The following is a 25,309-nucleotide window of genomic DNA, read 5'->3' on the forward strand; positions in this document are numbered from 1 at the left end:
CTTTCCTCGGCGCCGTGCGCTCAGCGGCGGCGGCCGATGCGGGATGCGACTCGGGTGAGCCGGAACCAGTAGAAGCCGTGGCCCTGGAGGGTGAGGAGGTAGGGCAGTTCACCGATGGCGGGGAAGCGCACCCCGCCGATCAGCTCCACCGGATGCCGTCCGTCGTAGGCCCGCAGGTCCAGTTCGGTGGGCTGGGCGAAGCGGGAGAAGTTGTGCACGCACAGCACCAGGTCGTCCTCGTACTCGCGCAGGAAGGCGAGCACCGCCGGGTTGGAGGACTGGAGTTCGTCGTAGGAGCCGAGTCCGAAGGCGGGGTTCTGCTTGCGGATCTCGATCATGCGCCGGGTCCAGTGCAGCAGCGAGGACGGCGAGGACATCGACGCCTCGACGTTGGTGACCTGGTAGCCGTGGACCGGGTCCATGATCGTGGGCAGGAAGAGCCGCCCGGGGTCGCACGTCGAGAAGCCGGCGTTGCGGTCGGGGGTCCACTGCATGGGGGTGCGGACGGCGTCGCGGTCGCCGAGCCAGATGTTGTCGCCCATGCCGATCTCGTCGCCGTAGTAGAGGATCGGCGAGCCGGGGAGGGACAGCAGCAGGGCGGTGAACAGCTCGATCTGGTTGCGGTCGTTGTCGAGGAGGGGTGCGAGGCGGCGGCGGATGCCGATGTTGGCCCGCATCCGCGGGTCTTTCGCGTACTCCGCCCACATGTAGTCGCGTTCCTCGTCGGTGACCATCTCCAGGGTCAGCTCGTCGTGGTTGCGCAGGAAGATGCCCCACTGGCAGCCCGAGGGGATCGCGGGCGTCTTGGCGAGGATCTCGGAGACCGGGTGGCGGGACTCGCGGCGGACGGCCATGAAGATGCGCGGCATGACCGGGAAGTGGAACGCCATGTGGCACTCGTCGCCGCCGCGTGTGTAGTCCCCGAAGTAGTCGACCACGTCCTCGGGCCACTGGTTGGCCTCCGCCAGCAGCACGGTGTCCGGGTAGCCCGCGTCGATCTCCTTGCGCACCCGCTTCAGGAACTGGTGCGTGGCCGGCAGGTTCTCGCAGTTGGTGCCCTCCTGCGCGTAGAGGTAGGGGACCGCGTCCAGCCGGTAGCCGTCGATGCCCAGGTCCAGCCAGAACTTCAGGGCGGCCAGGATCTCCTCCTGCACCGCCGGGTTCTCGTAGTTGAGGTCCGGCTGGTGGGAGAAGAACCGGTGGAAGTAGTACTGGCCCCGCACGGGGTCGTACGTCCAGTTGGACGCCTCGGTGTCCACGAAGATGATGCGGGCGTCCCTGTACTGCTTGTCGTCGTCGGCCCAGACGTAGTAGTCGCCGTAGGGGCCGTCGGGGTCCTTGCGGGACTCCTGGAACCACGGGTGCTGGTCGCTGGTGTGGTTCATGACGAAGTCGATGATCACGCGCATGCCGCGCTGGTGGGCGGCGTCCACGAACTCCACGAAGTCGGCGAGGTCGCCGAACTCGGGGAGCACCGCGGTGTAGTCGGAGACGTCGTAACCGCCGTCTCTGAGAGGTGACTTGAAGAACGGGGGCAGCCACAGGCAGTCCACGCCGAGCCACTGGAGATAGTCGAGCTTGGCGGTCAGGCCCTTGAGGTCGCCGACGCCGTCGCCGTTGCTGTCCTGGAAGGAGCGGACCAGGACCTCGTAGAAGACGGCTCGCTTGAACCACCGCGGGTCACGGTCCCGGGCAGGGGTGTCCTCGAAGGTGTCCAGTACGGGTTCGTTCACGGTCATGACGCTGCGGGCCCTCCGTTCCGGTGCGTCGATCGCTGGACGTGGAGCACGTGCGCCGGCGCGCGGCCCGGCGTGAGGCGCACGTAGTTGGTCCTGCCCCAGTGGTACGCCTCGCCCGACAGTTCGTCGTGTACGGGCAGTTCGGCGTCCCAGTCCAGGCCGAGTTGCGGCATGTCCAACGAGACCGTGGCCTCCTGGGCGTGATGCGGGTCGAGATTGACGACCACGATGACCGTGTCCGTCCCCGTGCTCTTGCTGTAGGCGAGCACGGCGTCGTTGTCGGTCCGGTGGAAGCGGAGGTTCCGCAGGCGCTGTAGCGCCGGGTGGGCACGGCGGACGGCGTTCAGCCGGGTGAGGAGCGGCGCGATCGTACGGCCCTCACGTGCGGCCGATTCCCAGTTGCGGGGCCGTAGTTGGTACTTCTCGGAGTCGCGGTACTCCTCGCCGCCGGGGCGCAGCGGGGTGTTCTCGCACAGTTCGTAGCCGCTGTAGATGCCCCAGGCGGGGGAGAGGGTGGCGGCGAGCACGGCCCGGACCTCGAAGGCGGGCCGGCCGCCGTGCTGGAGGTGGCCGGGCAGGATGTCGGGGGTGTTCGGGAAGAGGTTGGGCCGCATGTAGGCGGCCGCCTCTCCCGTCAACTCGCCCAGGTACTCGGTGAGTTCCTGCTTGGTCTCGCGCCAGGTGAAGTAGGTGTACGACTGCTGGAAGCCGATCTGCGCGAGGGTGTGCATCATGGCCGGGCGGGTGAACGCCTCCGCCAGGAAGATCACGTCCGGGTCCTTGCCGTTGATCTCGGCGATGACCCGCTCCCAGAACACCACCGGCTTGGTGTGCGGGTTGTCGACCCGGAAGATCCGCACCCCGTGGTCCATCCAGTGCCGCAGCACCCGCACCGTCTCCGCGACCAGCCCGTCCATGTCGGCGTCGAAGGCGATCGGGTAGATGTCCTGGTACTTCTTCGGCGGGTTCTCCGCGTAGGCGATCGTCCCGTCCGGCCGGTGGTGGAACCACTCCGGGTACTTGTGCACCCAGGGATGGTCCGGGGAGCACTGGAGCGCGAAGTCCAGGGCGATCTCCAGGCCCAACTCCCGTGCCTCGCCGACGAAATGGTCGAAGTCGTCGAGGGTGCCGAGGTCCGGGTGGATCGCGTCGTGCCCGCCCTCCGGGGAACCGATCGCCCAGGGCACCCCGACGTCGTCGGGACCGGCACCGAGCGTGTTGTTGGGGCCCTTGCGGAAGGTGGCGCCGATCGGGTGGACCGGCGGCAGGTACACGACGTCGAAGCCCATCTCCGCGATCGGCCTCAGCCTGCGGGCCGCCGTACGGAACGTACCGTGCGGCCGCTCCGCCGTCCCCTCGCTGCGCGGGAAGAACTCGTACCAGGAGCCGTACAGCGCCCGCTCCCGCTCCACCAGCAGCGGCATCGGGTCCGAGGTCGTGACCAACTCCCGCAGCGGGTAACGGTCCAGGACCTCACGGACCGCGGGGGACAGCGCGGGCCTGAAGCGCTCGTGGACCGACAGGGAGTCGTCGCCGAGGGCGCGGGCGGCGGCCGTCACCAGGTCGCGCTCCGGGCCCCTGGGCACCCCGGCGGCGGCGCGCTCGTACAGCTCGGCGCCCTCCTCCAGGACCAGCCCGGTGTCGATCCCGGCCGGCACCTTCACCGAGGCGGTGTGCCGCCAGGTGGCCAGCGGATGGCTCCACGCCTCCACCCGGAAGGTCCAGCGGCCCGTCGTGTCCGGGGTGATCTCGGCGCCCCACACATCGCTGCCGGGGGACACCTCGCGCATCGGGGTCCAGGGGCCGCGCCGGCCCCTGGGATCGCGCAGGACCACATTGGCACCGACGAAATCGTGCCCCTCCCGGAACACGGTCGCGGTGACCTGGACGGTCTCCCCGGTCACCGCCTTCGCCGGGCGCCTGCCGCACTCCACGGCCGGCCGGACGTCACGTACCGGTACACGGCCGATGGCCGGGGTCCTGCGCATGTAATCACCTCCGCCGTGCGCGAAGCCGGGCACCGGCCCGGCTTCGCGCTCCGAGAGCGGGGCCGGCCCGTGCCGGTCCCCGAAGGGAACGCCTTGTACGGTGCCAGCTCAGGAGCTCGGCGCCGTGGAACGCCGCTCCGAAGCCGGCGCCCTTCGCACCGAACGGCGCGACATCGGCCGTCCGTCCTGCTCGCGCAGGTAGCCGACCTGACTCGTGCGCAGATACCGCTCCGCCGCGTCCGCCGCCTCGCGGGCGCAGCGTTTGCCCATCAGAACGCACAAGGTGTACCCCGAGTCCTCGAACGTGGCCCGGACCGTGCGGTCGTACGGCGAGGCGAGCATCGCGCGCTCCCACGCCCGGTAACGCCGCAACTGCCGGGCCACTTCGGCCTTGGCGGGTAGCAGCATGGCCCTGTTCACCCTCCACGCTCTCGACTGGGCGCGTTCCCGACGGTCGGGTGGCGTCCGCGCAGGGGTGGGCACGGCACCGTTACGGCGATCGAGGCTTTCACTCATGGTGCACGCGCGTGGACGCAGCGTCTTGTTGGAACTTCAACCATTGGGGACGGTGTGTGCTCGTGTTGCACGAATGGCGTAGCGCCCGCACCGTTGGAGATGACTCAGAAGCGATCACCGCTCACGCTGTGTGTCCGGGATCCCTCCCGGACAGGGCGAGGGGAGCGAGAGCTTCGCCGGTGAGGAGCAAGCGACGATGAAGACCGCAGTGCCCTGCTACTACCACCTCGACGTGGAAGTCAGCCCGGAACGGGTGGGACAGGTCAGCCGCATCCTGGCCGCCCATCTCCGTCACTGGGACCTCGACAATCTCGTGGCCCCCGTCTGCCGCGGCGCCGAACTGCTGCTGCGGGCGATCGACCAGCACGCCCGTGACAAGCACACCTCCATCGAGATGTGGTGGAACGGCCAGCACCTCATCACCGCCTTCGGCGACGACGACCCCGAACTGCGCCCGGACCAGGACCTGCGGGCCGCTCTCGCGGACATCGCCGCCATGAGCGACGGCTGGGGCTGCTGCGCCGCCGAGACCGGAGCCAAGATCATCTGGTTCTCGCAGCGCGCCCGCGCCGGTGAACGGGTGCCGCTGGTGCCGCTGCCCCCGGAGCCGTTCCTGAGCACCGGCCTGACGGAGCCGCGGCGGCATCAGGTGGCCGTCCTGGCCGCGCCCGGGCCCGCCGGTGACGACAGCCTGGAGGGCAGCCGGTGAGCGCCCGCACCACCAGGAGAGGGCTGCCCGTCTGGAGCGGGCAGCCCTACCCGTTGGGCGCCTCCTACGACGGACAGGGCACCAACTTCGCGCTGTTCAGCGAGGTCGCCGAACGGGTCGACCTGATCCTCGTGGACGACGACGGCCGGGAGACCTCCGTGCGGCTGCACGAGGTCGACGGCTTCGTCTGGCACGCCTATCTGCCCGGCGTCGCGCCCGGTCAGCGCTACGGCTACCGGGTGCACGGCCCCTGGCAGCCCTCGCTCGGCCACCGCTGCAACCCGAGAAAGCTGCTGCTCGACCCGTACGCGCGCGCCGTGGACGGCCAGATCGACAACCACGCCTCCCTGTACGAGCGTTCACCGGAGGGGCCGGCCCCCGCCGACAGCGCCGGGCACTCCATGCTGGGCGTGGTCACCGACCCGTACTTCGACTGGGGCGACGACCGCCCGCCGCGCACCGCGTACGCGGACTCCGTGATCTACGAGGCCCATGTGCGCGGGCTGACCCGCACCCACCCGGACGTCCCCGAGGGGCTGCGCGGCAGCTACGCGGCCCTCGCCCATCCCGCGGTCGTCGAGCACCTGACCTCGCTCGGGGTGACGGCGGTCGAGCTGATGCCGGTGCACCAGTTCGTCCAGGACGGGGTGCTCCAGGACCGGGGCCTGTCCAACTACTGGGGCTACAACACCATCGGCTTCTTCGCGCCGCACCACTCCTACGCCGCCTCCGGCACCCGGGGCCAGCAGGTCGACGAGTTCAAGGCCATGGTGAAGGCGCTGCACGCGGCCGGCCTCGAAGTCATCCTCGACGTGGTCTACAACCACACCGCCGAGGGCAACGAGTTCGGCCCCTCCCTGTCCTTCCGGGGCATCGACAACGCCTCCTACTACCGCCTGGTGGACGGCGACTGGGCGCACTACTACGACACCACGGGCACCGGCAACAGCCTGCTGATGCGGCACCCGTACGTGCTCCAGCTGATCATGGACTCGCTGCGGTACTGGGTCACCGAGATGCGTGTCGACGGCTTCCGCTTCGACCTCGCGGCCACCCTGGCGCGGCAGTTCCACGAGGTGGACCGGCTCTCGGCCTTCTTCGACCTGATCCAGCAGGACCCGGTGATCAGCCGCGTCAAGCTGATCGCCGAGCCCTGGGACGTGGGGGAGGGCGGCTACCAGGTCGGCAACTTCCCGCCGCTGTGGTCGGAGTGGAACGGCAGATACCGGGACGCCGTACGGGACTTCTGGCGTGCCGAGCCCGGCTCGCTGGGCGAGTTCGCCTCCCGGCTGACCGGCTCCTCCGACCTGTACCAGCACAGCAGGCGCCGGCCGCGGGCGAGCGTCAACTTCGTCACCGCGCACGACGGGTTCACCCTGCGGGACCTGGTGTCGTACAACGACAAGCACAACGAGGCGAACGGGGAGGACAACCGGGACGGGGAGAGCCACAACCGGTCCTGGAACTGCGGGGCGGAGGGGGACACCACCGACCCCGCCGTGCTCGGCCTGCGCGGGCGCCAGCAGCGCAACCTCCTCGCCACCCTGCTGCTCTCGCAGGGCATCCCCATGCTCTGCCACGGGGACGAACTCGGGCGCAGCCAGCGCGGCAACAACAACGCGTACTGCCAGGACAACACGATCTCCTGGGTCGACTGGGAGCTCACCGACGAGCAGCGGAACCTGGCGGACTTCACCCGGAACCTCATCGCGCTGCGCGCCGCGCACCCCGTGCTGCGCCGGCACCGCTTCTTCCGGGGCGAGACCGCGACGAACGCCGCCCAGCCGCTGCCCGACCTGGTGTGGCTGCGGCCCGACGCCGGCGAGATGACCGGGCGGGACTGGCAGCGCGGCGACGCGCACTCCGTCGGCGTCTTCCTCAACGGCGACGCGATCGCCGAACGGGACCCGTACGGGAGGAAGCTGACCGACGACTCCTTCCTGCTCCTCCTCAACGGATACTGGGAGCCGGTGGACTTCCGGCTGCCGGACCACACCTTCGGGGAACGCTGGACCACGCTGATCGACACGGGCGCCGACGGCATCGTGGACGAACGGGAGCACAAGGCGGGCACGCGGCTGCGCACCGAGGCGAGGAGCCTGGTCCTGCTGACGCGTCCGTCGCGGTCGGCGGACTAGCGGATCCGGGTCTCTCGGCGCACCGGCCGCGACATCACCGTGAACTGGGCGCCGTCGGCGTCCCGGAGGATCGCCTCCGTGTCGTTCTCCTTCAGGACGCTGCCCCCGTGCTTCTCCGCCGCGCGGGCGCATCCCGGTACGTCCGCCACCGCGAAGTGGACCTGCCAGTGCGGCCGTACGGAGGGGTCCGGGGCGGCCTCCACCGCGCCCGAGTCGATCCGGGCCACCGCGTCCCCCTGGCTGCGCAGCACGACCTCGTCGCCGTCGTACTCGACCTCGCAGCACCCCGGCTTCCCCGAAGCCCAGTCGAGGATCTCGCCGTAGAACATCGCGGAGTCGAAGGCGTCGCGGGTGTGCAGCCGGATGAACGTGGGCGCCGCCCGCCGCCACGCCTCCCAGTTGGAGACCAGCTCGCCCTGCCAGATCCCGAACGTCGCCCCGTCGCGGTCGGCGAGCAGCGCGGCCCGGCCCGGCGGGAAGGAGAGGGGTCCGACCGCCGCCGTACCGCCCCGCTCCCGGGCCCGCGCCACCGCGACATCCGCGTCCGGCACCGCGAAGTACGGCGTCCACGCCACCGCCATCTGCCACATCGAGGCCACCGCGGCGATCCCGGCCACCGGCACCCCGTCCGCCAGCGCGACCCGGAAGTGCTCGCCGAGCTTCGCGCCGCGCCAGCGCCAGCCCAGCACGGCCGAGTAGAAGTCCTGGGTGGCCTGGAGGTCGCGGCTGGTCAGGCTCACCCAGCACGGTGCGCCGAAGACGGAGTGCGTGGAGACGACCGCACGCGGGCGCGGCCCGTGCCCGGTGCCGTCCGCTCCGTCGCTGACAGGTGTTTCTCGGTTCATGTTCGGTAACGTCCTGCTCTCGGGGCCGGGGGTCACCGCTCTGGCTCCAGTGTCCAACCGGAAGCGGGTGGGGCGCCTGTCGAGTACCCCCGCCGGCGAGCGGACAGGCCATGTCGTCCCGGAGCGGGACCGGCGAAGCGGAACCTCACCGCGGCTCCGCCAGCAGCTCCTCCCGCAGCCGGTCGAAGCACCCGCTGAGCAGCCGCGACACATGCATCTGCGAGATCCCCAGCTGCTGGGCGATCCGGTTCTGCGTCATCCCCCGGAAGAACCGCAGGTAGAGGATGGTGCGCTCGCGCTCCGGCAGCGCCGCGAGGCAGGGCCGTACGGCCGCCCGGTCCACCACGAGGTCGTACCCGGGGTCCGGGCCGCCCAGCGAGTCCCCGAGGGCGTAGCCGTCCGTGCCTGCCACCTCGGCGTCCAGGGACAGCGCGGAGAAGCACTCCAGCGCCTCCATCCCGGCGCGCACTTCGTCCTCGTCGAGCCGGGTGTACTCGGCGATCTCGGCCACCGTGGGCGCCCGGCCCGGAGTGGACTGGGACAGCTCCTTCACGGCCGTACGGACCCGGTTGCGCAGATCCTGCACCCGGCGGGGCACGTGCAGCGTCCACATGTGGTCCCGGAAGTGCCGCTTGATCTCACCGGTGATGGTGGGCACCGCGTACGCCTCGAAGGCGCGGCCGCGCTCGGGGTCGTAGTGGTCGACGGCCTTCACCAGGCCCAGCGCGGCCACCTGGTACAGATCCTCCAGGGACTCCCCCCGGCCGCGGAACCGCACGGCGATCCGCTCGGCCATGGGCAGCCACAGCCGCACCAGCTCGTCCCGCAGCGCCTGGCGCTCGGGGCCGTCGGGCAGCTCGGCGAGCCGCGCGAAGGACTCGCCCGTGTCGGGCGCGTCGTCATGGGGATGGGGGTGGGACCTGGGCTTGGTGCTGGTGCCAGTGACACGCATCGCGCGCACCTCTCTCGCCGGTGCCGGTTGGACAAGACACCGTGGGAGGCGCGCGCTCGGTCACGGGAAAGGACTCGGGGGCGTCAGACCACGCTCGGGGCCTGCTCCCACGGAAAGTGCCTCCTGTCCGAAGCACATACGTGCGTTTTCCCGCTCACGGACATCACAAAACAAATCACCCGATAGCCGTAAAAATACCGTGATTGCTTTGACCGCATCTTGGGGTGGTCCCAGGGGTGATACCTCTGTAGCAGAGGTAATCTTCAGACGTGGAAGACGAAGCGATACGCGGGCCCGGCGGCGACGTGCCGCCCGGGCCGCCCGAGACCTTCCCGGCGGAGCTGACCGACGCGCTCGTCGGCATCCAGCGGCTGATCCGGCGCCGGCTGCGCGGCGGCCTGACCGGGCCCCGGCTGCGCGGTGCCGAGGTGGAACTGTTGCGGCTGATCCACTCCCGCCCGGGGATCGGTGTCTCGGAGGCCGCCAAGGAGCTGCACCTGGCCGGCAATTCCGTCTCGACGCTGGTCAACCAGCTCGTGCGGGACGCCTACCTGGTCCGGGAGACCGACCCGGCCGACCGGCGGGCCGCGCGGCTGCGGCTGACCGGGGCCGCCGAGAAACGCCTTGAGGACTGGCACCGCCGCCGCGCCGAGCTGGTCGGCGGCCGTCTCGCCCGCCTCGACGCGGCCGACCGCGACGCCCTGCGCGCGGCCCTCCCGGCCCTGGGCAGGCTCGCCGAGCTGCTGCGCGAGGCCGACGAGACCGGCGAGCCCGGCTTGGCCGCCGACGCCGCCGACCGGGCGGGCGAGGAGCGGGCGGGGGCGGAGCGGGCGGAGGCGGAGCGGGCCGCGGCGCGGGTGAGCGCGCCGGCCGGCGCCGGAGCCGCTGCCGAGGGAATCCGGACGGAGGGAACGCCATCATGACGACCGACCCGGCGGACACGTCCGCCACCCCGGTGGCCGCCGCCACGGCCGAGGGCGCCGCCGGCCGCGCCGAGGCCGTCAGCTGCACCGGGCTCGGCTACTCCTTCGGCGAGACCAAGGCCGTCGACGACCTGGACCTCGGCGTCCGCGAGGGCGAGGTCTTCGGGCTGCTCGGCCCGAACGGCGCCGGCAAGACCACCGCCATCCGCTGCATCACCACCCTGCTGCCGGTCCCCGCCGGCATGGTCCGCGTCTTCGGGCACGACGCCGCCAAGGAGCGCATGGGAGTGCGCCGCATGCTCGGCTACGTCCCGCAGCAGCTCTCCGCCGACGGCGGGCTCACCGGACGCGAGAACGTCGCCCTGTTCGCCCGGGTGTTCGATGTGCCGCGCCGGGAGCGTGCCGCGCGGGTCGACCTGGCGCTCTCCGCCGTCGATCTCTCCGAGGCCGCCGGACGGCTCGCCGGCACCTACTCCGGCGGCATGATCCGCCGCCTCGAACTCGCCCAGGCCCTGGTCAGCGCCCCCCGGCTGCTGATCCTGGACGAGCCGACCATCGGCCTCGACCCCATCGCCCGCACCGGCGTGTGGGAGCACATCAACGCCGTACGCGAGGCGACCGGCATGACCGTCCTCGTCACCACCCACTACATGGACGAGGCCGACCAGTACTGCGACCGGGTCGGCCTGATGCACCGCGGCCGTATCCGCGCCCTCGGCACCCCCGAGGAGCTGCGCCGGGGCCTCGCCGAACGCAAGGGCACCGACGCCCTGCCCACGCTGGAGGACGTCTTCCGCGACGTCGCCGGCAGTGGCCTCGACGACAACACCGGAGGAGGTTTCCGTGAAGTCCGAAGCACCCGCCGCACCGCACGCCGCGTCGGCTGACCAGACCCTCGGCAAGGACACCGCGCTGCTGCTCACCCCTCCGGTGCCGCGCGCCGGCTGGCGGCTGCTGCCCGCCCGGGTGCTCGCCATGTGCACCGTGGAACTCCAGAAGCTGCGCCACGACCGCACCGAGCTGTACACCCGCGCCGTCCAGCCCGCCCTGTGGCTGCTGATCTTCGGTCAGACCTTCACCCGCATCCGGGCGATCCCCACCGGCGGCATCCCGTACATCGACTACATGGCACCCGGCATCATCGCCCAGTCCGCCATGTTCATCGCGATCTTCTACGGCATCCAGATCATCTGGGAGCGGGACGCGGGCATCCTGAACAAACTGCTCGTCACCCCGACCCCGCGCTCGGCGCTGATCACCGGCAAGGCGTTCGCGGCCGGGGTGAAGTCACTGGTGCAGGCCATCGTGGTGATCGTCATCGCCGCCCTGCTCGGTGTCGCCCTCACCTGGAACCCGCTGAAGCTGCTCGGCGTCGCCCTCGCGGTGATCCTCGCCTCGGTGTTCTTCTCCTGCCTCTCGATGACCATCGCGGGCATCGTGCTCAGCCGCGACCGGCTGATGGGATTCGGGCAGGCGATCACCATGCCGCTCTTCTTCGGCTCCAACGCCCTGTACCCCGTCTCCGTGATGCCGGGCTGGCTCCAGGCCGTCAGCAAGGTCAACCCGCTGAGCTACCAAGTCGACGCGCTGCGCGGGCTGCTGCTCGGCACGCCCGCGCATCTCGGCGCCGACTTCGGGGTGCTGGCGATCGCCGCCGCGCTCGGCATCACGGCGGCCTCCTCGCTGCTCGGCCGGCTGGCCCGGTGATCTTGCCGGGAACGTGATGTGCGGCACGCGCCGTGGCCCGCCCGAGACGCACGCGGGGGGATTCTTCCTGGGCAGCGCTTGATCAACGATCAAAGCGGGCGAACCCCCTGGCCACGGCGCATTCCGCTCATTTGACAGTGCGCTGAGCCCACAGATAGACACTCGGGGTCGAGAGGGGCACTGTGTACGAGCCGAACGTGGTCGGTGACTGGCAGGAGTACGAGGAGCATGCCGGTCTGCGGGTCCGCGTCCACCGCCTGGAGGCAGCCGAACCCCCGCGCGGACGCGACGACGCCGCGGCCGGTCTGACGTACTTCAGTGTCCGGGTGACGATCGAGAACCGCGGCACGCGGCACTTCGGCGTCCACCTGGAGGACGGCCAGCTCGACGTCCGGGTCGGACCGGACGGCGAGGGCGCGTTCATCGACTGGCGCAACTCGCAGTTCATCGAGGGCTTCGACGTCTACCCGCTGCGCCGGGCCACCGCCGTCCTCTACGCCGCCGCCCCCGAGGCCGCGCTCACCCAGGTGGACATCCAGGTGCAGCTGCGGGTGGAAGAGGAGTGGACCGAGCGCCGGCTGTGGGCCGGCGGCACCGGTGTCCAGGAACCGACCGCGCAGGCCGCCCCCGTGGGCTCCGCCCAGGGCGACCTGGCCCACCAGGTCAGCGCCTTCCTCAAGGAGCAGACGGAGCCCGGCACCGCCTGAGCTCCGGCCGCCCCCCCGGTCCCGCTCAGTGCGGGATGCCGTCGATGATCTCCCGCGCGCCCTGCCGCAGCAGCGCCACCGCGACCGAGGTGCCGAGCGTGGCCGGGTCGAGCCGGCCCGCCCATTCGTGGGCGTTCAGCCGGGTCTTGCCGTCCGGGGTGAACACACAGGCCCGCAGGGAGAGTTCACCGCCGGCGTCCACTCGCGCGTACCCGGAGATCGGGCTGTTGCAGTGGCCCTGGAGCACATGCAGGAACATCCGCTCGGCCGTCGCCTCCCGGTGGGTGTCCGGGTCGCCGAGCCCGCTGACCGCGTCGATCAGCTCGGTGTCGCCCTCCCGGCACTGCAGGGCGAGGATGCCCGCGCCGATCGGCGGCATCATCGTCTCCGGGGACAGCACCTCGCTGATCACATCGGTGCGCCCGATGCGCTCCAGACCGGCCACCGCGAGCAGCAGCGCGTCCGCCTCGCCGTCGGCCAGCTTCCGGAGCCTGCGGTTGGCGTTGCCGCGGAACGGCACGCACTCCAGATGCGGGTGGGTGGCGGCCAGTTGGGCGATCTTGCGCACCGCGGAGGTGCCGATCCGGGTGCCGGCCGGCAGCTCGTCCAGGGTCAGGCCACCCGGGTGCACCAGCGCGTCGCGGATGTCGTCCCGCTTCAGGAACGCGGCGAACACCGTCCCGGCGGGCAGCGGCCGGTCGGCCGGCACGTCCTTCACGCAGTGCACCGCGAGATCCGCCGCCCCGGCCAGCAGGGCCGCGTCCACCTCCTTGGTGAACGCCCCCTTGCCCTCGACCTGGGCCAGATCGCCGAGCCACTTGTCGCCGGTGGTCTTCACGGGGACGACCTCGGTGCGCACACCCGGATGCAGGGCGGCCAACTCGGCGCGGACCCGCTCCACTTGGGCCAGAGCCATGGGCGAGTCACGGGAGACGATTCGGATCAGTTCGGGAACCGGCATGCGCACACGATAGACCCCCCTGCCTCATGCCGGGTCCCGGGGCAGGTCCGCCGCCGACTCCTGCGGGGAAAGATCGGGACGCAGCCTTAGCCAGGACGGCTGACGCAGCAGCCCGGACCGGGTGCGGGTGCTGTAGCCGACCTCGCCGACCAGCCGGGGCAGCACCCAGCGCGCGCCCGGGACGCGGGGCACCGGCTCGAAGGGGCAGCGCCCGCTCGCCGCGTCCGCGAGCAGCTCCGCCAGCCGGGTCCGCTCCGCCTCGCTCCAGCCGGTGCCCACCCCGCCGACGTACCGCAGCCGGCCGGCCGTGTCCCGCTGGCCCACCAGCACCGCGCCGGGCAGCCCGGTCAGCCGCCCCTTGCCGGGCAGCCAGCCGCCCACGATCACGTCCTCGGCGCGCAGGTTGCGGATCTTGATCCAGGCGCGCGACCGCACTCCGGGCTCGTACCCCGAGTCGAGCCGCTTGCAGACCAGGCCCTCCAGGCCGTGCTCCCGGGTGGCCGCGAGCGCCTGCCTGCCGTGCCCGGTCACCGCGCCGGGCGTCGACCAGTACGGCCCGGACAGGCCGAGTTCCGTCAGCCGGGCCCGGCGCCGTACGTACGGCTCCCGCAGCAGCGGCTCGCCCAGGTACGGCACGTCGAACAGCACCAGGTGCACCGGCACCTGCGCGGACCGGCGCGCCGCCCGGGCGGGCGCGTGGGCGAGGCCCATCCGGCTCTGGAGCAGCTGGAAGTCGGCCCGGCCGTCCGGGTCCAGGGCCAGCACCTCCCCGTCGAGGATCGCGGGGGCGGCGCCCAGCGCGGCGCCGAGCGGCGCCAGTTCGGGATACGCCCCGGTGATCACCTCGCCCGAACGGGCGCGCAGCACCAGGGTGCCGTCCCCGGGCAGATAGACCATCACCCGCTGCCCGTCCTGCTTGGTCTCGTAGGCCCAGCGCGCGTCCTGCGCGGCGGGCGGCAGCGAGCCGGGGGTGGCGAGCATCGGCGCGAGGAACGGCAGGGCTGTGGCGGTCACGGCAGAAGGTGTCGACCGATCCCGGCCCCGTCACGCGCCTTCGGCCCCCGGTTCCCCTGAACGGGGTGCCCCGCCGGGCCGCCGCGTCAGTCCACGGGTGCCGGCGGCCCGTCCGCGTCCAGGCCGGTGCACGCCACCTTCCCGCCCACCTCGGCACACGCCTCCACGCCCCGGGGCGAACCCACCGACAGCATCGGGCTGTTGACGCCGGTCGCATCATCGGCCGGATAGCTCGCGGAGAGGATGTCCTCGCCCGCGCGCACGGACACCTCCCGGGCCAGCCGGCCGCGCACCCGCACCTCCGACCAGGCGGTGCCGCAGGACGGCGAGTAGCGCAGCCGTACGGCATAGGCGTGGTCGGCGACCCTGCTCCTGGTCTGCGCGTCCCGGGCGCACACCGAGGCGTCGGGCAACTCGCCCTGGCAGGAGGTCCCGTGACAGCGCGGCATCTCGCTCAGGGGCTGGGCCACCGGCGCGGACCCCGGGCGCCCGGACAGCGCCACGGCCGCGGCCACCGCCGCGGCCGCGCCGCACAGCGCGAGCACCGACGCCGGGACCCACAGCGGGAGCCAGGGCGAGCGGCGGCCGCCGGGGGGCTTCTCGGGCGGTTTCGGGGCGGCGGGCTCCTCGGCCGCCTCCCACAGCGCGAGGACGGCCGCGGCGTCGGCGTCGGCCAGCCGGCACAGGGCCTCCACCGCGGGCCGCGGCGGCCGCTTGCCGCCCGAAAGATAGCGGTGCCAGGCGGACTTGCTGTAGGGGGTGCGCGCGGCCAGCGCCGCGAGGCTCAGCCCCGTACGGTCCTTCAGTTCGCGCAGTCTCACCAGCAGCGACTCGTCCGGCGCGGTCGATCCTTGGGGGTGCCGCATCGTGCGTTCCTCGACTCCCATTCCCCTATGGGCGTTTCGCCCCTGATGCCGGGATGGTTTCCCTGCCGGACGGCCGCTGCAACACCGGACGAGGTATGGGCCGGGTCAAGCGCCCGCATGCCGAGGGCCTGTCCGGGACGCGGCTCCCGGACAGGCCCTCGGCGGTCAGTGGGTGGTGCGGCGGACGCCCGTCAGCACCAGGGGACGTACCGGCCGGTGGTCACGTAGTGGGCGGAGACGTAACCCCGGTGCTGCGGGAGCCGGTACCAGACGTGGTTGCCGTGCACCCGGGAGCCGTACGTCCGGCAGCTGACCGTGATGAGCCGGTCGGTGTGCCGGCTGCCGATCACCCGGTAGCCGGTGCCCGGGCCGGAGCGGACGTTGAGCCGGATGCCCCGGGTGGCGACCAGGCCGGTGGGGTACGGGTGGGTGCGGACGGGGTGCTGGGCGGCGACGGCGGTCACCGGGTGCGCGGTGACGGTGCTCGCCGCGGCGGCGCCGGCCGTCGCGGGGAGCAGGGCGAGCACCGCGGCCGCGGCCGGCAGAACGCTCTTGAGGGCCCGACGGATCATGGAAACCTCCGGCTGTCGATCTCGTGACCACGAACCGTGATCACGCCGCCCAGCCTTGCCGTGCGCACCCGTCGCCATGCCGTTTCCGCGTCCCGTGGGACGGCGTGGGACGTCCCGGGGACGGGCGTCGGGGCCTGGTCTCGGGGGCGGCACGGCGGCCGGGAGGGCGTACCGGAGCGACTCGGTCCGTGCCGTGCGCGCCACCGGGACGAAAAGGCCGAGCCGGACACCGGCTGCGTAGACGCGTGGGCATGCCCGCGCCCTCGCCGTCCGGCCCGGACGCGGCCTTCCCGGAGGTCGCCGAGACCGAGCGGCTCCTCACCCGCATCACCTGCCTCGGCACCCGCGCCCGGCACCACGACCGGCTGCGGGCCCTGACCGGCGTACCGCTGGACCGGGCCGCCGCGGCGCTGCTGCGGCGGATCGCGGACCGCGAGCCGCTGCGGCCGGGGGAGGTGGCGCACTACCTCGGGGCGGAGGTGTCGCCTGTGACCCGGACCGTGCGGCGGCTCCGGCGGGCGGGGTGTGTCACCCGGACGCCCGGCCCGGACGACGGGCGTGCCCAGCGGTCCGGTTCACCGGCGCGGGCCGTCGACGACTTCCTCGCGTACTCGGCCCGGACGGGTACCGGGACGCGAGCCGGGCCGGCGGCGAAGTAATCGCGTGAACGGGGCGCCCCGCGCTCTACCGTCCCGTAATATCCGGCGGCAGGCCACCAGAGGAGGAACCGGTCATGAGCGAGCGCGTCGAGGTCGGCGACAAGGCGGAGGACTTCTCCCTCCCCGACGAGTCCGGGACCGTGCGCAGCCTCGGCGAACTGCTCGCCGACGGGCCCGTGGTCCTCTTCTTCTACCCCGCCGCCCTCACCCCGGGCTGCACCGCCGAGGCATGCCACTTCAGGGACCTCGCCGCCGAGTTCGCGGCGCTCGGCGCCCGGCCCGTCGGCATCAGCGGCGACGACGTCGACAAGCAGCGGGAGTTCGCCGGACGGCACACGCTCGGCATGCCGCTCCTGTCCGACGCCGACGGCACGGTCCGCGAGCGGTTCGGGGTCAAGCGCGGTTTCACCCTCGCCCCCACCAAGCGCGTCACCTTCGTGATCGCCGAGGACCGCACCGTACTGGAGATCGTCCGTAGCGAGCTGCGCATGAACACCCACGCGGACAAGGCCCTCGCCGCCCTGCGCGCCCACCGGGCCTGACCCCGCTCGCGGCTCCCGCGCTTGAGGAGCCGCGACAATCGGATCATTCTGGGCCTTATGGACCGTGTCGCCGCCATGGCGATCATCGACACCCGGGGCCGTGTGACCGGGTGGAGCGAGGGTGCGCGACTGCTCACGGGCCACCCGGCCGAGGAGGTCGTGGGCCACCCCGCGGCGGATCTGCTCGCCGCACAACTCCCCGGGGACGCCCTCGCCGCATGGACGGAGACGGGGGCGTGGCACGGCACCGTCGCCCTGCGCCACCGCGACGGCCACCGCCTCGACCTCGCCGTCACCGCCTGCCCCCTCGACGGCGGCGGACGGCCCGCGGGCTATGCCGTCACGGCCGAACCCCCCGGCGCCGCACTCGCCGCACAGGCATTCGAGCAGGCGTCCATGTCGATGTCCGTCTTCGACCTCCAGCAGCGCTATCTGCGCCTCAACGACGCCGCCTGCAAGGTCATCGGCGTCCCCGAGGAGGGGCTGACCGGCAGGTTCTTCTCCGACACCGTCGCCGACACCGAGTCCAGCCGGGGCTTTCTGCGCCATCTACGAGAGGTCGCCGAGACCGGCCTGCCGGTGCGCTACGAGAGCTTCGCCGCCGCGCCCGCGCTGAACCGGGAGCACTTCTGGAGCCTGGAGATGTGGCCGCTGCGCGACGCCTCCGGCACCCAGACCGCCGTCGCCCTGGCCGCCTACGACAACAACGAGCAGTACTGGGCCCGACGCCGGCTCGCCCTGCTCAACGAGGCCGCCACCCATATCGGCACCACCCTCGACGTGGTGCGCACCGCCGAGGAACTGCTCGAGATCCTCGTCCCGCGCTACGCCGACTTCGCGACCGTCGACCTGCTCGACTGGGTGCTCGGCGCCGACGAACCCCCGATGGCCGCCGCGGACGACACCGAGCTGCGCCGCGTCGCCCACCGATCCACCCGGCCCGGCACCCCCGGCCTCGCGGTACGGGTCGGCGAGACCCAGATCTACCGGCCCCCCGCACCGCCGGCCCGCGCGCTGCGCGAGGGCCACGCGATCCTCAGCCAGGCGGGCGAGCCGGGATTCCGGGCCTGGCTCGCGGACCGCAACGAGCGCGCGCCCCGGGGCGCGCGCTTCCGGGAGGGCGTCCACTCCATGATCGCCGTACCGCTGCGCGCCCGCGGCACCACCCTCGGCGTCGCGGTCTGCGTGCGGCTCGCCCATCCCGAGGACTACGGCCCCGACGACGCCGTCTTCGCCGAGGAACTGGCCAGCCGCGCCGCCGTCTGCATCGACAACGCCCGCCGCTTCGCCCGCGAACGCAGCACCGCGCTCGCCCTCCAGCACAGCCTGCTGCCGAGCGGACTGCCCGGGCAGGCCGCGCTCGACGTGGCCCACCGCTATCTGCCGTGCGGTTCGCAGGCCGGGATCGGCGGCGACTGGTTCGACGTCATCCCGCTCTCCGGGGGCCGGGTCGGGCTGGTCGTCGGCGACGTGGTGGGCCACGGCATCAGCTCCTCGGCCACCATGGGCCGGCTGCGCACCGCCGTGCGCACCCTTGCCGACGTCGATCTGCCGCCCGACGAACTCCTCACCCACCTCGACGACCTGGTGACCCACCTGGCCGCCGAGAACGGCCGCGAGGAGGTCGCCGAGATCGGCGCCACCTGCGTGTACGCCGTCTACGACCCCGTCTCGCGCCGGCTCACGCTCGCCGGCGCCGGCCATCCGGCCCCGTTCCTCGTCCTGCCCGGCGGCGACGGCGCCGAACTCGTGCCCATGACGGCCGGGCCGCCCCTCGGCATCGGCGGACTGCCCTTCGAGGCGACCGAACTGGAGCTGCCCGAGGGCTCCGTCGTGGCCCTGTTCACCGACGGCCTGGTCGCCCACCGCGCCGGCCACCCGGACGGCGCCGACGACGAACTGCGCCGCGCCGTCGGGGCGTCCGCCGACTCCCTCGACGCCCTCGCCGACGGCGTCCTCAAGGCCGTACTGCCCGACCAGCCCGGCGACGACGTGGCCCTGCTGCTGGTACGCACCCGCGCCCTCGGCGCCGACCGGGTCGCCACCTGGGACGTGCCCGCCCACCCCGCGCAGGTCGCCGTCGTCCGGCAGGCCGCGGGCGAGCAACTGGCCGCCTGGGGGCTGGAGGAGACCGCGTTCATCACCGAACTCGTCGTCAGCGAACTCGTCACCAACGCCATCCGCTACGGCGAACCCCCCATCCAGCTGCGGCTGATCCGCGACCGCGCCCTCATCTGCGAGGTCTCCGACACCAGTTCCACCTCCCCGCACCTGCGCCGGGCGCACGCCTACGACGAGGGCGGCCGGGGGCTGCTGCTGGTCGCGCAGCTCACCCGGCGCTGGGGGAGCAGGCACACGGCCGCGGGCAAGACCATCTGGGCCGAACAGCCGCTCCCCGACGCCTGACGGGGCCCTACTGGAAGGCGCAGCCCGGGTTCGGCGCGTCCTCGGAGAAGGGGGAGCCGTGCGGCAGCGCGTACATCACGTCGAGCACCACCGGAACGTCCCCGAGGTTGCGGCCCAGGTGCACGTTCCCCGGCCCGGCCGGCTCCTGTATCGGCGCGCCCGCCCGGTACACCCCGTCGGGGGCGCAGGAGGAGTCGAAGTGGCTCAGCGTGCCCTGGCGCACCACGCCGTACAGCGGGCCGTCGTGGTAGTGCCAGCCGGTGCTCTGGCCGGGCGGGACGGTGATCTCCCGCAGGGTGTAGTCGGTGCTGCCGACGGTCCGTTCACTGAGCGTGCGGGCCGTCACCCCGGGGCCCGCCGGGGTCGCTCCCGCGCTCTGGCCGGTCAGTACGGTGACGGCGGTCATGGCGCCGATCAGGGCGGCGCCGCGCGTTGCTGTGCGCATGGGGATGTCTCCAGGGCTGCGAAGGATGTCGGCGCGAACATAGGCTCCTCGCACACCTGTTGGGCCCGGAACCGGGGAATCCGGATCGTCATCGCGTACCGCCGTCCGCCGCGACCTGGGCGAGGGTTCGCCCGGTGGTCACCGAACGGGCCCGCCGGGGATCGGGGGACCCGTGCCCGGCCCGGCGCGCCGCGCCCTTGCGCACCAGCAGCCAGGCGTCCTCCCCGTCCCGGCCCCGGAAGCGGGTCAGGGCGTACTCGCCGCGCAGCTTGGCGCCGTGCAGCCGGAACGTGGCATGCCCGCGCGCCAGCGACTCGGCGAAGTCCACCGGCCGCCCCTGCCGGTCGTGGCTCAGCGGCTCGTACGTGCCCCGGTCCCACACGATCACCGTGCCGCCGCCGTACTCGCCCTGCGGGATCACGCCCTCGAAGTCCTCGTACGCCAGAGGATGGTCCTCCGTCGGCACCGCGAGCCGCTTGTCGCCGGGGTCGGCGGACGGGCCCCTCGGCACGGACCAGGACTTCAGGACGTCGTCCACCTGGAGCCGGAAGTCGAAGTGCATCCGGCGCGCGTCGTGGATCTGCACCACGAACCGGGGCCGCCCGCCGTCCCGGTCCCCGGCCTCCCGTCCGGCCGCGGGGTCCCGGCCTTCGCCGGAGGGTTCCCGGGTCCGCTCGAAGGCGCGCCTGCCGCGGTAGGTCCGCAGCCGGTCCTCCGCTGCCACGTGCGGCTCCTTCCGTGCGCCTGCCCCACCGGGCCCGGGTACCCCGCTCGTACCGGTCTCAGAACTCCTCGTGCGTCTCCGGGTCCCCGCCGAGCCGGGTCGGGGCGTGCCGGGCGATCGCCGCCATCTGGTCCGAGTCCAGTTCGAAGCCGAAGACGTCCAGGTTGGCGCGCTGCCGAGAGGGGTCGGCGGACTTCGGGATGGGCAGCGCGCCCAGCTGGACGTGCCAGCGCAGCAGCACCTGGCCGGGGCTCACCCCGTGTTCGTCGGCGATCTGGCCGACCCGGGGATCGCCCAGCAGATGACCGCCCCGGCCCAGCGGGCTCCAGCTCTCGGTGAGGATGCTTTGGTCGGCGTGGAAAGCGCGCAGCTCCTCCTGCGGGAACAGCGGGTGCAGCTCGATCTGGTTCACCGAGGGCAGCACCCCGGTCTCCTTCTCCAGGCGCACGATGTGCTCCGGGGTGAAGTTGGAGACGCCGATCGAGCGGACCAGACCGTCCTCCCGGAGCTTGATCATCGCCTTCCAGGAGTCGGCGTACTTGCCGACGCGGGGGTTGGGCCAGTGGATCAGATACAGGTCCACGTACTCCACGCCGAGCCGCCGCCGGGACTCCTCGAAGGAGGCCAGGGTCTCCTGGTAGCCGTGGTGGCGGCCCGGGAGCTTGGTCGTCACCACCAGCTCCTCGCGGGGCACCCCGGCGTCCGCGAGGGCCCGGCCCACACCGGTCTCGTTGCGGTAGTTCACCGCGGTGTCCACCAGCCGGTAGCCGAGGCCGAGCGCCTCGCGTACGGCCCGCTCGGCCGCGGTGTCGTCCAGCGGCCAGGTGCCGAGGCCGAGGGCGGGGATCGTCGTTCCGTCGTTGAGCGTGTGCGCCGGTATGCGGTTCACGGGGAGACCTTCCGCTCGACAGTGTCGTGCCCCCAGCCTCACGGATAGGGTGAGTGGTGATCAACCGGACGGGCGCGACGAGGCCGGCGGACGGCACGGGCCCGGGTCCGGTACGGACGAGCAGCGGAGCGCGCGCATGACGACGGACAGGCCCGCCACGCGGCAGCGGGAGCGGCCGGAAGAGCCGGAACGGCCGGAGCGGCCGCAGGGATCGGACCAGCCCGGACGGGCGGAGCGGCCGGAGCGGCCGGATCCGGTCACCGGTGTGGACATGAGCGTCGACGGCGTGGAGGTGCGGCCGGTCGCCGGCCATATCGGCGCCGAGATCACCGGCGTCGACCTCGCCGCCCCCCTCGACGACGCGGTGGCCGGCCTGATCCGGCGGGCCGTGCAGCGCTGGAAGGTGGTGTTCTTCCGGGACCAGCGCCTGGACCACGCCGGCCATGTCGCCTTCGCCCGCCGCTTCGGCGAACCCGTCGTCCTCGGCCGCCGCGGCGGCGCCTCGCCCCCGGACTTCCCCGAGGTGGAGACCACGGCCGACCGGCTGGAACTGGGCGGCCGCTACGGCATGGACCACGAGGAGTGGCTCGCCCGCCGCCGCCCCCACCTGCTGCGCGGCTGGCACTGCGACCACGGCGCCCGCGTCGACCCGCCCGCCGCGACCATCCTGCGCGCCGAGTCCGTCCCGTCCTACGGCGGCGACACCACCTGGGCCAACCTGGCCGCCGCCTACGCGGGCCTGTCCGCGCCCGTGCGCGCCTTCGTGGACGGGCTGCGCGCCGAGCACCGGCTCGGCGTCGGCTATCAGCCGCGCCCCGGGGACGACGCCTATCTGCGCCACCTCCTGGATCACCAGGTGGCCTCCGAGCACCCCCTGGTCCGGGTGCACCCGGAGACCGGGGAGCGGGTGCTGTTCGTCAACGGCTACTACGTCGAGCAGATCACCGGTGTCTCCCGCCCGGAGAGCGCCGCCCTGCTCCAGATGCTCCTCGACCAGGCGGTCCGCCCCGAGTACACGGTCCGCTTCCGCTGGGCGCCCGGCAGCGTCGCCTTCTGGGACAACCGGGCCACCATCCATCTGGCCCCCAGCGACCACACCCAGGTCGGCGCGCCCCGGATCATGCACCGGGTGATGCTGCACGGCGAGGTGCCGGTCGGCGTGGACGGCAGGCCCTCCGCACCGCTCACGGGCACCGAGGCGGGCCGCTGGTAGCGCGCCGGTAGGACGGTCAGACCGCGGGGCGCCAGCCGAGCGCGGGACCGAGCTTCGTCGCCATGTCGGTGAGGATCTGCGCGTAGTCCTCGGGCGCGAAGGTGAACGGCAGCGCGAAGGCCACCTCGTCCACCTCCCGGAACGCCGGGTCCGCCCGCAGCCGCTCGGCCAGTTCCGCCGAGGTGCCGACCAGGTCCGGCGCGAACAGCAGCCGCGCCGGGCCCTGCGGGGCGGTGGTGCGCGGCAGCCGCTTGGCCGCGAACTCGGCGTACCGGGCGCGCTGTTCGGCCGTCGCCGAGTCGGTGGGTATCACCACCAGGCCCTGCGACACCCGGGCCGCCGCGCCGTCGGGATGGTGCGCCCGGAACTCCCGGATGAGGGAGCGCTGTACGCCCGCGAAGTCGTACGGCTCCTCGCCCGGGCCCGCCGCCTTGACCACGCTGCTGGTCAGGAAGTTCATCCCGTGCTCGCCCGCCCAGCGCGCGGAGCCGAGGCTGCCGCCGCCGTACCACAGCCGCCCGCCGAGCCCGGGGGAGTGCGGCTGCACCACATCGCTGAACACCTCGAAGCCACGGGCCCCGCTGAAGTCGGTGGCGGGCTTGCCGCGCACGAGGTCCAGGAGCCGCCGCACCCGCTCGTACCCGAAGTCCTCGAGGTCGCCGGTGTCCGGGTACAGGGCGTCTTTCACCTGGTCGTAGTGCATCGGCGGGCCCACGCTGAGCCCCGGGTTCAGCCGGCCGCCGGACAGCAGGTCGACGGTGGCCAGGTCCTCGGCGAGACGCAGCGGGTTCTCCCAGCCGAGCGGTATGACCGCGGTGCCCAGTTCGATGCGGCGGGTGCGCTGGGAGGCGGCGGCGAGGACGGCGACCGGGGACGAGATGCCGTACTGGAGATGGCGGTGGCGGACCCAGGCGCTGTCGAAGCCGAGCCGCTCGCCCAGCTCGATGATCTCCAGCGTGGACTCGTGCCCCCGCGCCGGGTCCGCCGGGTCGAACAGGCCGATGGTGAGGAAGCCCAGCTTGCGCAGGGGGCGTGGGGTGGACGGCACGGGGTCCTCCAGCGGTCGTACTCCGGTTCCGTGTCGAGTGTGGCAGCCGAGTGTGACAACTGTGTGATCGGATTTCGGCACGGGGCCCGGACCGTCCGGCGGGGTTCCTCGAAGGGGTCACTCCAGGGGGAAGGGGTCACTCCAGAGGGATGACGAACTCGTCCTCGACCGGCGGGTCCACCTCCTGCGGGCGGTTGCCGGTCGCGGCGAAGCACCGGACGCGGAGCTCCCCCGCGCCGACGTCCAGGCGCAGGAAGGACTTGAAGAAGGGCGGGGTGTAGGTGACGGAGGACGGCGAGAACAGCTGGGTGTACGTCTTGCGCACCGGCAGCCGGACCCGTGAGGTGCGGTCGGGGCGGCCGCCCGCGCCCAGCAGGCTCGCGACCAGGCGGGTGCGCCGGGTGACGCGGGTGTCCGGCCCGGGGGCGCGGCCGGGTTCGATGCCGAGGCGCTCGGCGATCACGGCCGTGGCCTCCGACTCGCTGAGCCCGAGACCGGGAAGGCACAGCCGGCGGGCGTAGAGGTGGCTGTAGAACGCGAGCGAGTCGCCGCGCAGCGGATAGCAGCGGAAGTCGCGTTCGGTGACCCCGCCGACCGACACCCGCGGGATGGTGTGGGTGGCGTGCATGAACGCCCCGCCGCCGCCCGAGACGACGTACTGGATGGTGCGCCCGTCCACGTTCACCGGATAGCGCTGGTAGTTGTGGATGTCGCCGCCGATCGCGGCCACGTAGTGGTGCTCCGGGTCCCGGACGATGTCGTCCACGGTGCCGCCGCCGTCGATGGGGCAGGGGTGGTGCTCGCCGTCGACGTACAGCGGTGACCCGGTGACCAGGATCTTCGGGCGCGGGCCCGCGGACACCTCGCGCAGCCAGGCGCCCTGTTCGGCGTCGAGGGTGCCCAGCAGCCCGGTGTCGATACCGATCAGACGCACCGGACCGGCGTCCAACGCCCAGTAGGGGCCCGGCTGTTCGGCCTGCTGTCCGGGCGCCGACCGCAACGTCCGTGCCTCGTCCAGGTGTTGCCCGTCCGTCGGGCGCGGCCGGTGCCACAGCAGCGCCCGCCACCAGGCGCGGCCGAGCGGGCGGGGCCGGGGCGCCGGGCCGAGCGGCGGGGTGTCGGCGCAGAAGACCCGCATGAAGGCGCCGAGGTCCTCGTACCAGTCGTGGTTGCCGGGTATCGCGTAGATCGGCGCCGGGTAGTCCCGGTAGGGCCGGAAGAACTTGTTCCGGTAGTCGTCGGCGCTGCCCACCGGGTAGATGACATCGCTCGTGATCACCGCGAACTCGGTGCCCCGGCCGGTCTTCAGGAACCCTGGTACGGCGGCGTACTGGGAATCGCCGCCCTCGCCGGTGTCGCCGATGACCATGAAGGAGAACCGGTCCGGTACCTCCCGCCGGAACACCTTGTCGGCGGGCACCCCGGCCGCCTGCCGCCGGGCCACCCACCGGCCGCGGGTACGGCCGGTGGGGTCGCCGAACCAGGAGGCCAGCACGCCGTTGCGGGCCGCCCACAGCGTCGCGGGATTCAGCCAGGACACCTTCCGGACGTGGGGCGGCATCAACTGCTTGTAGGCACCCGGCTCGGCCGAGCCCCAGCCGGCGCCCTGTGCGGTATCACGTGAGGATTCAGACACGCGAAGCACCGTAACAACGCCCCTACCAGCACCGGGAGGCCGGGGCTGGGGTCAACGCCGCACGTCGGCAGGCCCGTTCGGGCGGCCACGGACCCCTCGTCGAGCCGTGC

General features: G+C 72.8%; 22 protein-coding genes and 2 pseudogenes. 10 read left to right on the plus strand and 14 right to left on the minus strand.

Annotation, left to right across the window (positions count from 1 at the left end):
* Nucleotides 1–20 precede the first annotated feature (20 nt).
* The 3 genes from treS to GHR20_RS32885 form a co-directional block, all read right to left on the minus strand.
* The gene (gene treS / locus GHR20_RS32875) at nt 21–1,739 is read right to left on the minus strand and encodes a maltose alpha-D-glucosyltransferase (RefSeq protein WP_153815256.1); all 1,719 of its coding nucleotides are present in this window, start codon (nt 1,737–1,739) and stop codon (nt 21–23) included.
* Nucleotides 1,736–3,727, minus strand: coding sequence for an alpha-1,4-glucan--maltose-1-phosphate maltosyltransferase (locus GHR20_RS32880; protein ID WP_153815257.1), 1,992 nt, complete (start codon nt 3,725–3,727; stop codon nt 1,736–1,738). The genes treS and GHR20_RS32880 overlap by 4 nt, the downstream gene beginning before the upstream one ends.
* Before the next feature lie 108 nt (nt 3,728–3,835).
* The gene (locus GHR20_RS32885) at nt 3,836–4,135 is read right to left on the minus strand and encodes a DUF5133 domain-containing protein (RefSeq protein ID WP_148025895.1); all 300 of its coding nucleotides are present in this window, start codon (nt 4,133–4,135) and stop codon (nt 3,836–3,838) included.
* Between the two features lie 304 nt (nt 4,136–4,439).
* Here GHR20_RS32885 and GHR20_RS32890 point away from each other — a divergent pair, with 304 nt between their 5' ends.
* The gene (locus GHR20_RS32890) at nt 4,440–4,952 is read left to right on the plus strand and encodes a pep a2 (RefSeq protein ID WP_153815258.1); all 513 of its coding nucleotides are present in this window, start codon (nt 4,440–4,442) and stop codon (nt 4,950–4,952) included.
* Nucleotides 4,949–7,090, plus strand: a complete 2,142-nt coding sequence (gene glgX / locus GHR20_RS32895; RefSeq protein ID WP_243878195.1) for a glycogen debranching protein GlgX — start codon at nt 4,949–4,951, stop codon at nt 7,088–7,090. The genes GHR20_RS32890 and glgX overlap by 4 nt, the downstream gene beginning before the upstream one ends.
* Here the strand turns inward: glgX and GHR20_RS32900 are convergent.
* Nucleotides 7,087–7,935: a VOC family protein gene (locus GHR20_RS32900; RefSeq protein ID WP_237520526.1), complete on the minus strand. Its 849-nt coding sequence runs from the start codon at nt 7,933–7,935 to the stop codon at nt 7,087–7,089. The genes glgX and GHR20_RS32900 overlap by 4 nt on opposite strands.
* Nucleotides 7,936–8,080: 145 nt before the next feature.
* Nucleotides 8,081–8,887, minus strand: coding sequence for an RNA polymerase sigma factor SigF (locus tag GHR20_RS32905; protein ID WP_111582596.1), 807 nt, complete (start codon nt 8,885–8,887; stop codon nt 8,081–8,083).
* Nucleotides 8,888–9,192: 305 nt separating this feature from the next.
* Here GHR20_RS32905 and GHR20_RS32910 point away from each other — a divergent pair.
* From GHR20_RS32910 to GHR20_RS32925, 4 genes and pseudogenes are all read left to right on the plus strand, one after another.
* Nucleotides 9,193–9,648, plus strand: a pseudogene (locus GHR20_RS32910) (MarR family transcriptional regulator); the annotation flags it as partial.
* A gap of 158 nt (nt 9,649–9,806) precedes the next feature.
* The gene (locus GHR20_RS32915) at nt 9,807–10,697 is read left to right on the plus strand and encodes an ATP-binding cassette domain-containing protein (protein WP_153815259.1); all 891 of its coding nucleotides are present in this window, start codon (nt 9,807–9,809) and stop codon (nt 10,695–10,697) included.
* 25 nt (nt 10,698–10,722) lie between these two features.
* On the plus strand, nt 10,723–11,517 hold the full coding sequence (locus tag GHR20_RS32920; protein ID WP_153816230.1) for an ABC transporter permease: 795 nt from the start codon (nt 10,723–10,725) through the stop codon (nt 11,515–11,517).
* Between the two features lie 182 nt (nt 11,518–11,699).
* Nucleotides 11,700–12,224: a hypothetical protein gene (locus GHR20_RS32925; RefSeq protein WP_111582598.1), complete on the plus strand. Its 525-nt coding sequence runs from the start codon at nt 11,700–11,702 to the stop codon at nt 12,222–12,224.
* Nucleotides 12,225–12,249: 25 nt separating this feature from the next.
* Here GHR20_RS32925 and hemC read toward each other — a convergent pair whose 3' ends face one another.
* The 4 genes from hemC to GHR20_RS32945 form a co-directional block, all read right to left on the minus strand.
* The gene (gene hemC / locus GHR20_RS32930) at nt 12,250–13,191 is read right to left on the minus strand and encodes a hydroxymethylbilane synthase (RefSeq protein ID WP_181516145.1); all 942 of its coding nucleotides are present in this window, start codon (nt 13,189–13,191) and stop codon (nt 12,250–12,252) included.
* Between the two features lie 18 nt (nt 13,192–13,209).
* Entirely contained in the window at nt 13,210–14,166 is a 957-nt protein-coding gene (locus GHR20_RS32935) for an ATP-dependent DNA ligase (protein ID WP_148026297.1), read from the minus strand.
* A gap of 119 nt (nt 14,167–14,285) precedes the next feature.
* Entirely contained in the window at nt 14,286–15,065 is a 780-nt protein-coding gene (locus GHR20_RS32940; RefSeq protein ID WP_153815260.1) for an XRE family transcriptional regulator, read from the minus strand.
* A 191-nt stretch (nt 15,066–15,256) separates the two neighbouring features.
* Complete coding sequence (locus GHR20_RS32945; protein WP_111582601.1) at nt 15,257–15,637, minus strand: SH3 domain-containing protein; 381 nt, start codon at nt 15,635–15,637, stop codon at nt 15,257–15,259.
* 251 nt (nt 15,638–15,888) lie between these two features.
* Here GHR20_RS32945 and GHR20_RS32950 point away from each other — a divergent pair.
* The 3 genes and pseudogenes from GHR20_RS32950 to GHR20_RS32960 form a co-directional block, all read left to right on the plus strand.
* Nucleotides 15,889–16,206: pseudogene (locus GHR20_RS32950) on the plus strand (MarR family transcriptional regulator); the annotation flags it as partial.
* 164 nt (nt 16,207–16,370) lie between these two features.
* Nucleotides 16,371–16,838 (plus strand): peroxiredoxin, encoded by a 468-nt coding sequence (locus GHR20_RS32955; protein ID WP_111582604.1) that lies wholly within the window; start codon nt 16,371–16,373, stop codon nt 16,836–16,838.
* 57 nt (nt 16,839–16,895) lie between these two features.
* Nucleotides 16,896–19,244, plus strand: a complete 2,349-nt coding sequence (locus GHR20_RS32960) for a SpoIIE family protein phosphatase (protein ID WP_153815262.1) — start codon at nt 16,896–16,898, stop codon at nt 19,242–19,244.
* 7 nt (nt 19,245–19,251) lie between these two features.
* Here GHR20_RS32960 and GHR20_RS32965 read toward each other — a convergent pair whose 3' ends face one another.
* From GHR20_RS32965 to GHR20_RS32975, 3 genes are all read right to left on the minus strand, one after another.
* Nucleotides 19,252–19,689: a cupin domain-containing protein gene (locus GHR20_RS32965; RefSeq protein ID WP_111582606.1), complete on the minus strand. Its 438-nt coding sequence runs from the start codon at nt 19,687–19,689 to the stop codon at nt 19,252–19,254.
* Between the two features lie 88 nt (nt 19,690–19,777).
* Nucleotides 19,778–20,413 carry a DNA polymerase ligase N-terminal domain-containing protein gene (locus GHR20_RS32970; RefSeq protein ID WP_153815263.1) on the minus strand — a complete coding sequence of 212 codons (636 nt, stop codon included), beginning with the start codon at nt 20,411–20,413 and terminating at the stop codon, nt 19,778–19,780.
* A 58-nt stretch (nt 20,414–20,471) separates the two neighbouring features.
* Entirely contained in the window at nt 20,472–21,302 is an 831-nt protein-coding gene (locus GHR20_RS32975; protein ID WP_153815264.1) for an aldo/keto reductase, read from the minus strand.
* A gap of 271 nt (nt 21,303–21,573) precedes the next feature.
* Between GHR20_RS32975 and GHR20_RS32980 the strand changes: the two genes are divergently transcribed.
* Nucleotides 21,574–22,515 (plus strand): TauD/TfdA family dioxygenase, encoded by a 942-nt coding sequence (locus GHR20_RS32980; protein ID WP_153816231.1) that lies wholly within the window; start codon nt 21,574–21,576, stop codon nt 22,513–22,515.
* 16 nt (nt 22,516–22,531) lie between these two features.
* Here GHR20_RS32980 and GHR20_RS32985 read toward each other — a convergent pair whose 3' ends face one another.
* Together GHR20_RS32985 and GHR20_RS32990 are read right to left on the minus strand one after the other, a co-directional pair.
* Entirely contained in the window at nt 22,532–23,563 is a 1,032-nt protein-coding gene (locus GHR20_RS32985) for an LLM class flavin-dependent oxidoreductase (RefSeq protein ID WP_153815265.1), read from the minus strand.
* 136 nt (nt 23,564–23,699) lie between these two features.
* Complete coding sequence (locus GHR20_RS32990) at nt 23,700–25,199, minus strand: metallophosphoesterase (protein WP_153815266.1); 1,500 nt, start codon at nt 25,197–25,199, stop codon at nt 23,700–23,702.
* Between the last annotated feature and the right edge of the window lie 110 nt (nt 25,200–25,309).

It is taken from the genome of Streptomyces sp. SUK 48 (assembly GCF_009650765.1).
Classification (GTDB): domain Bacteria; phylum Actinomycetota; class Actinomycetes; order Streptomycetales; family Streptomycetaceae; genus Streptomyces.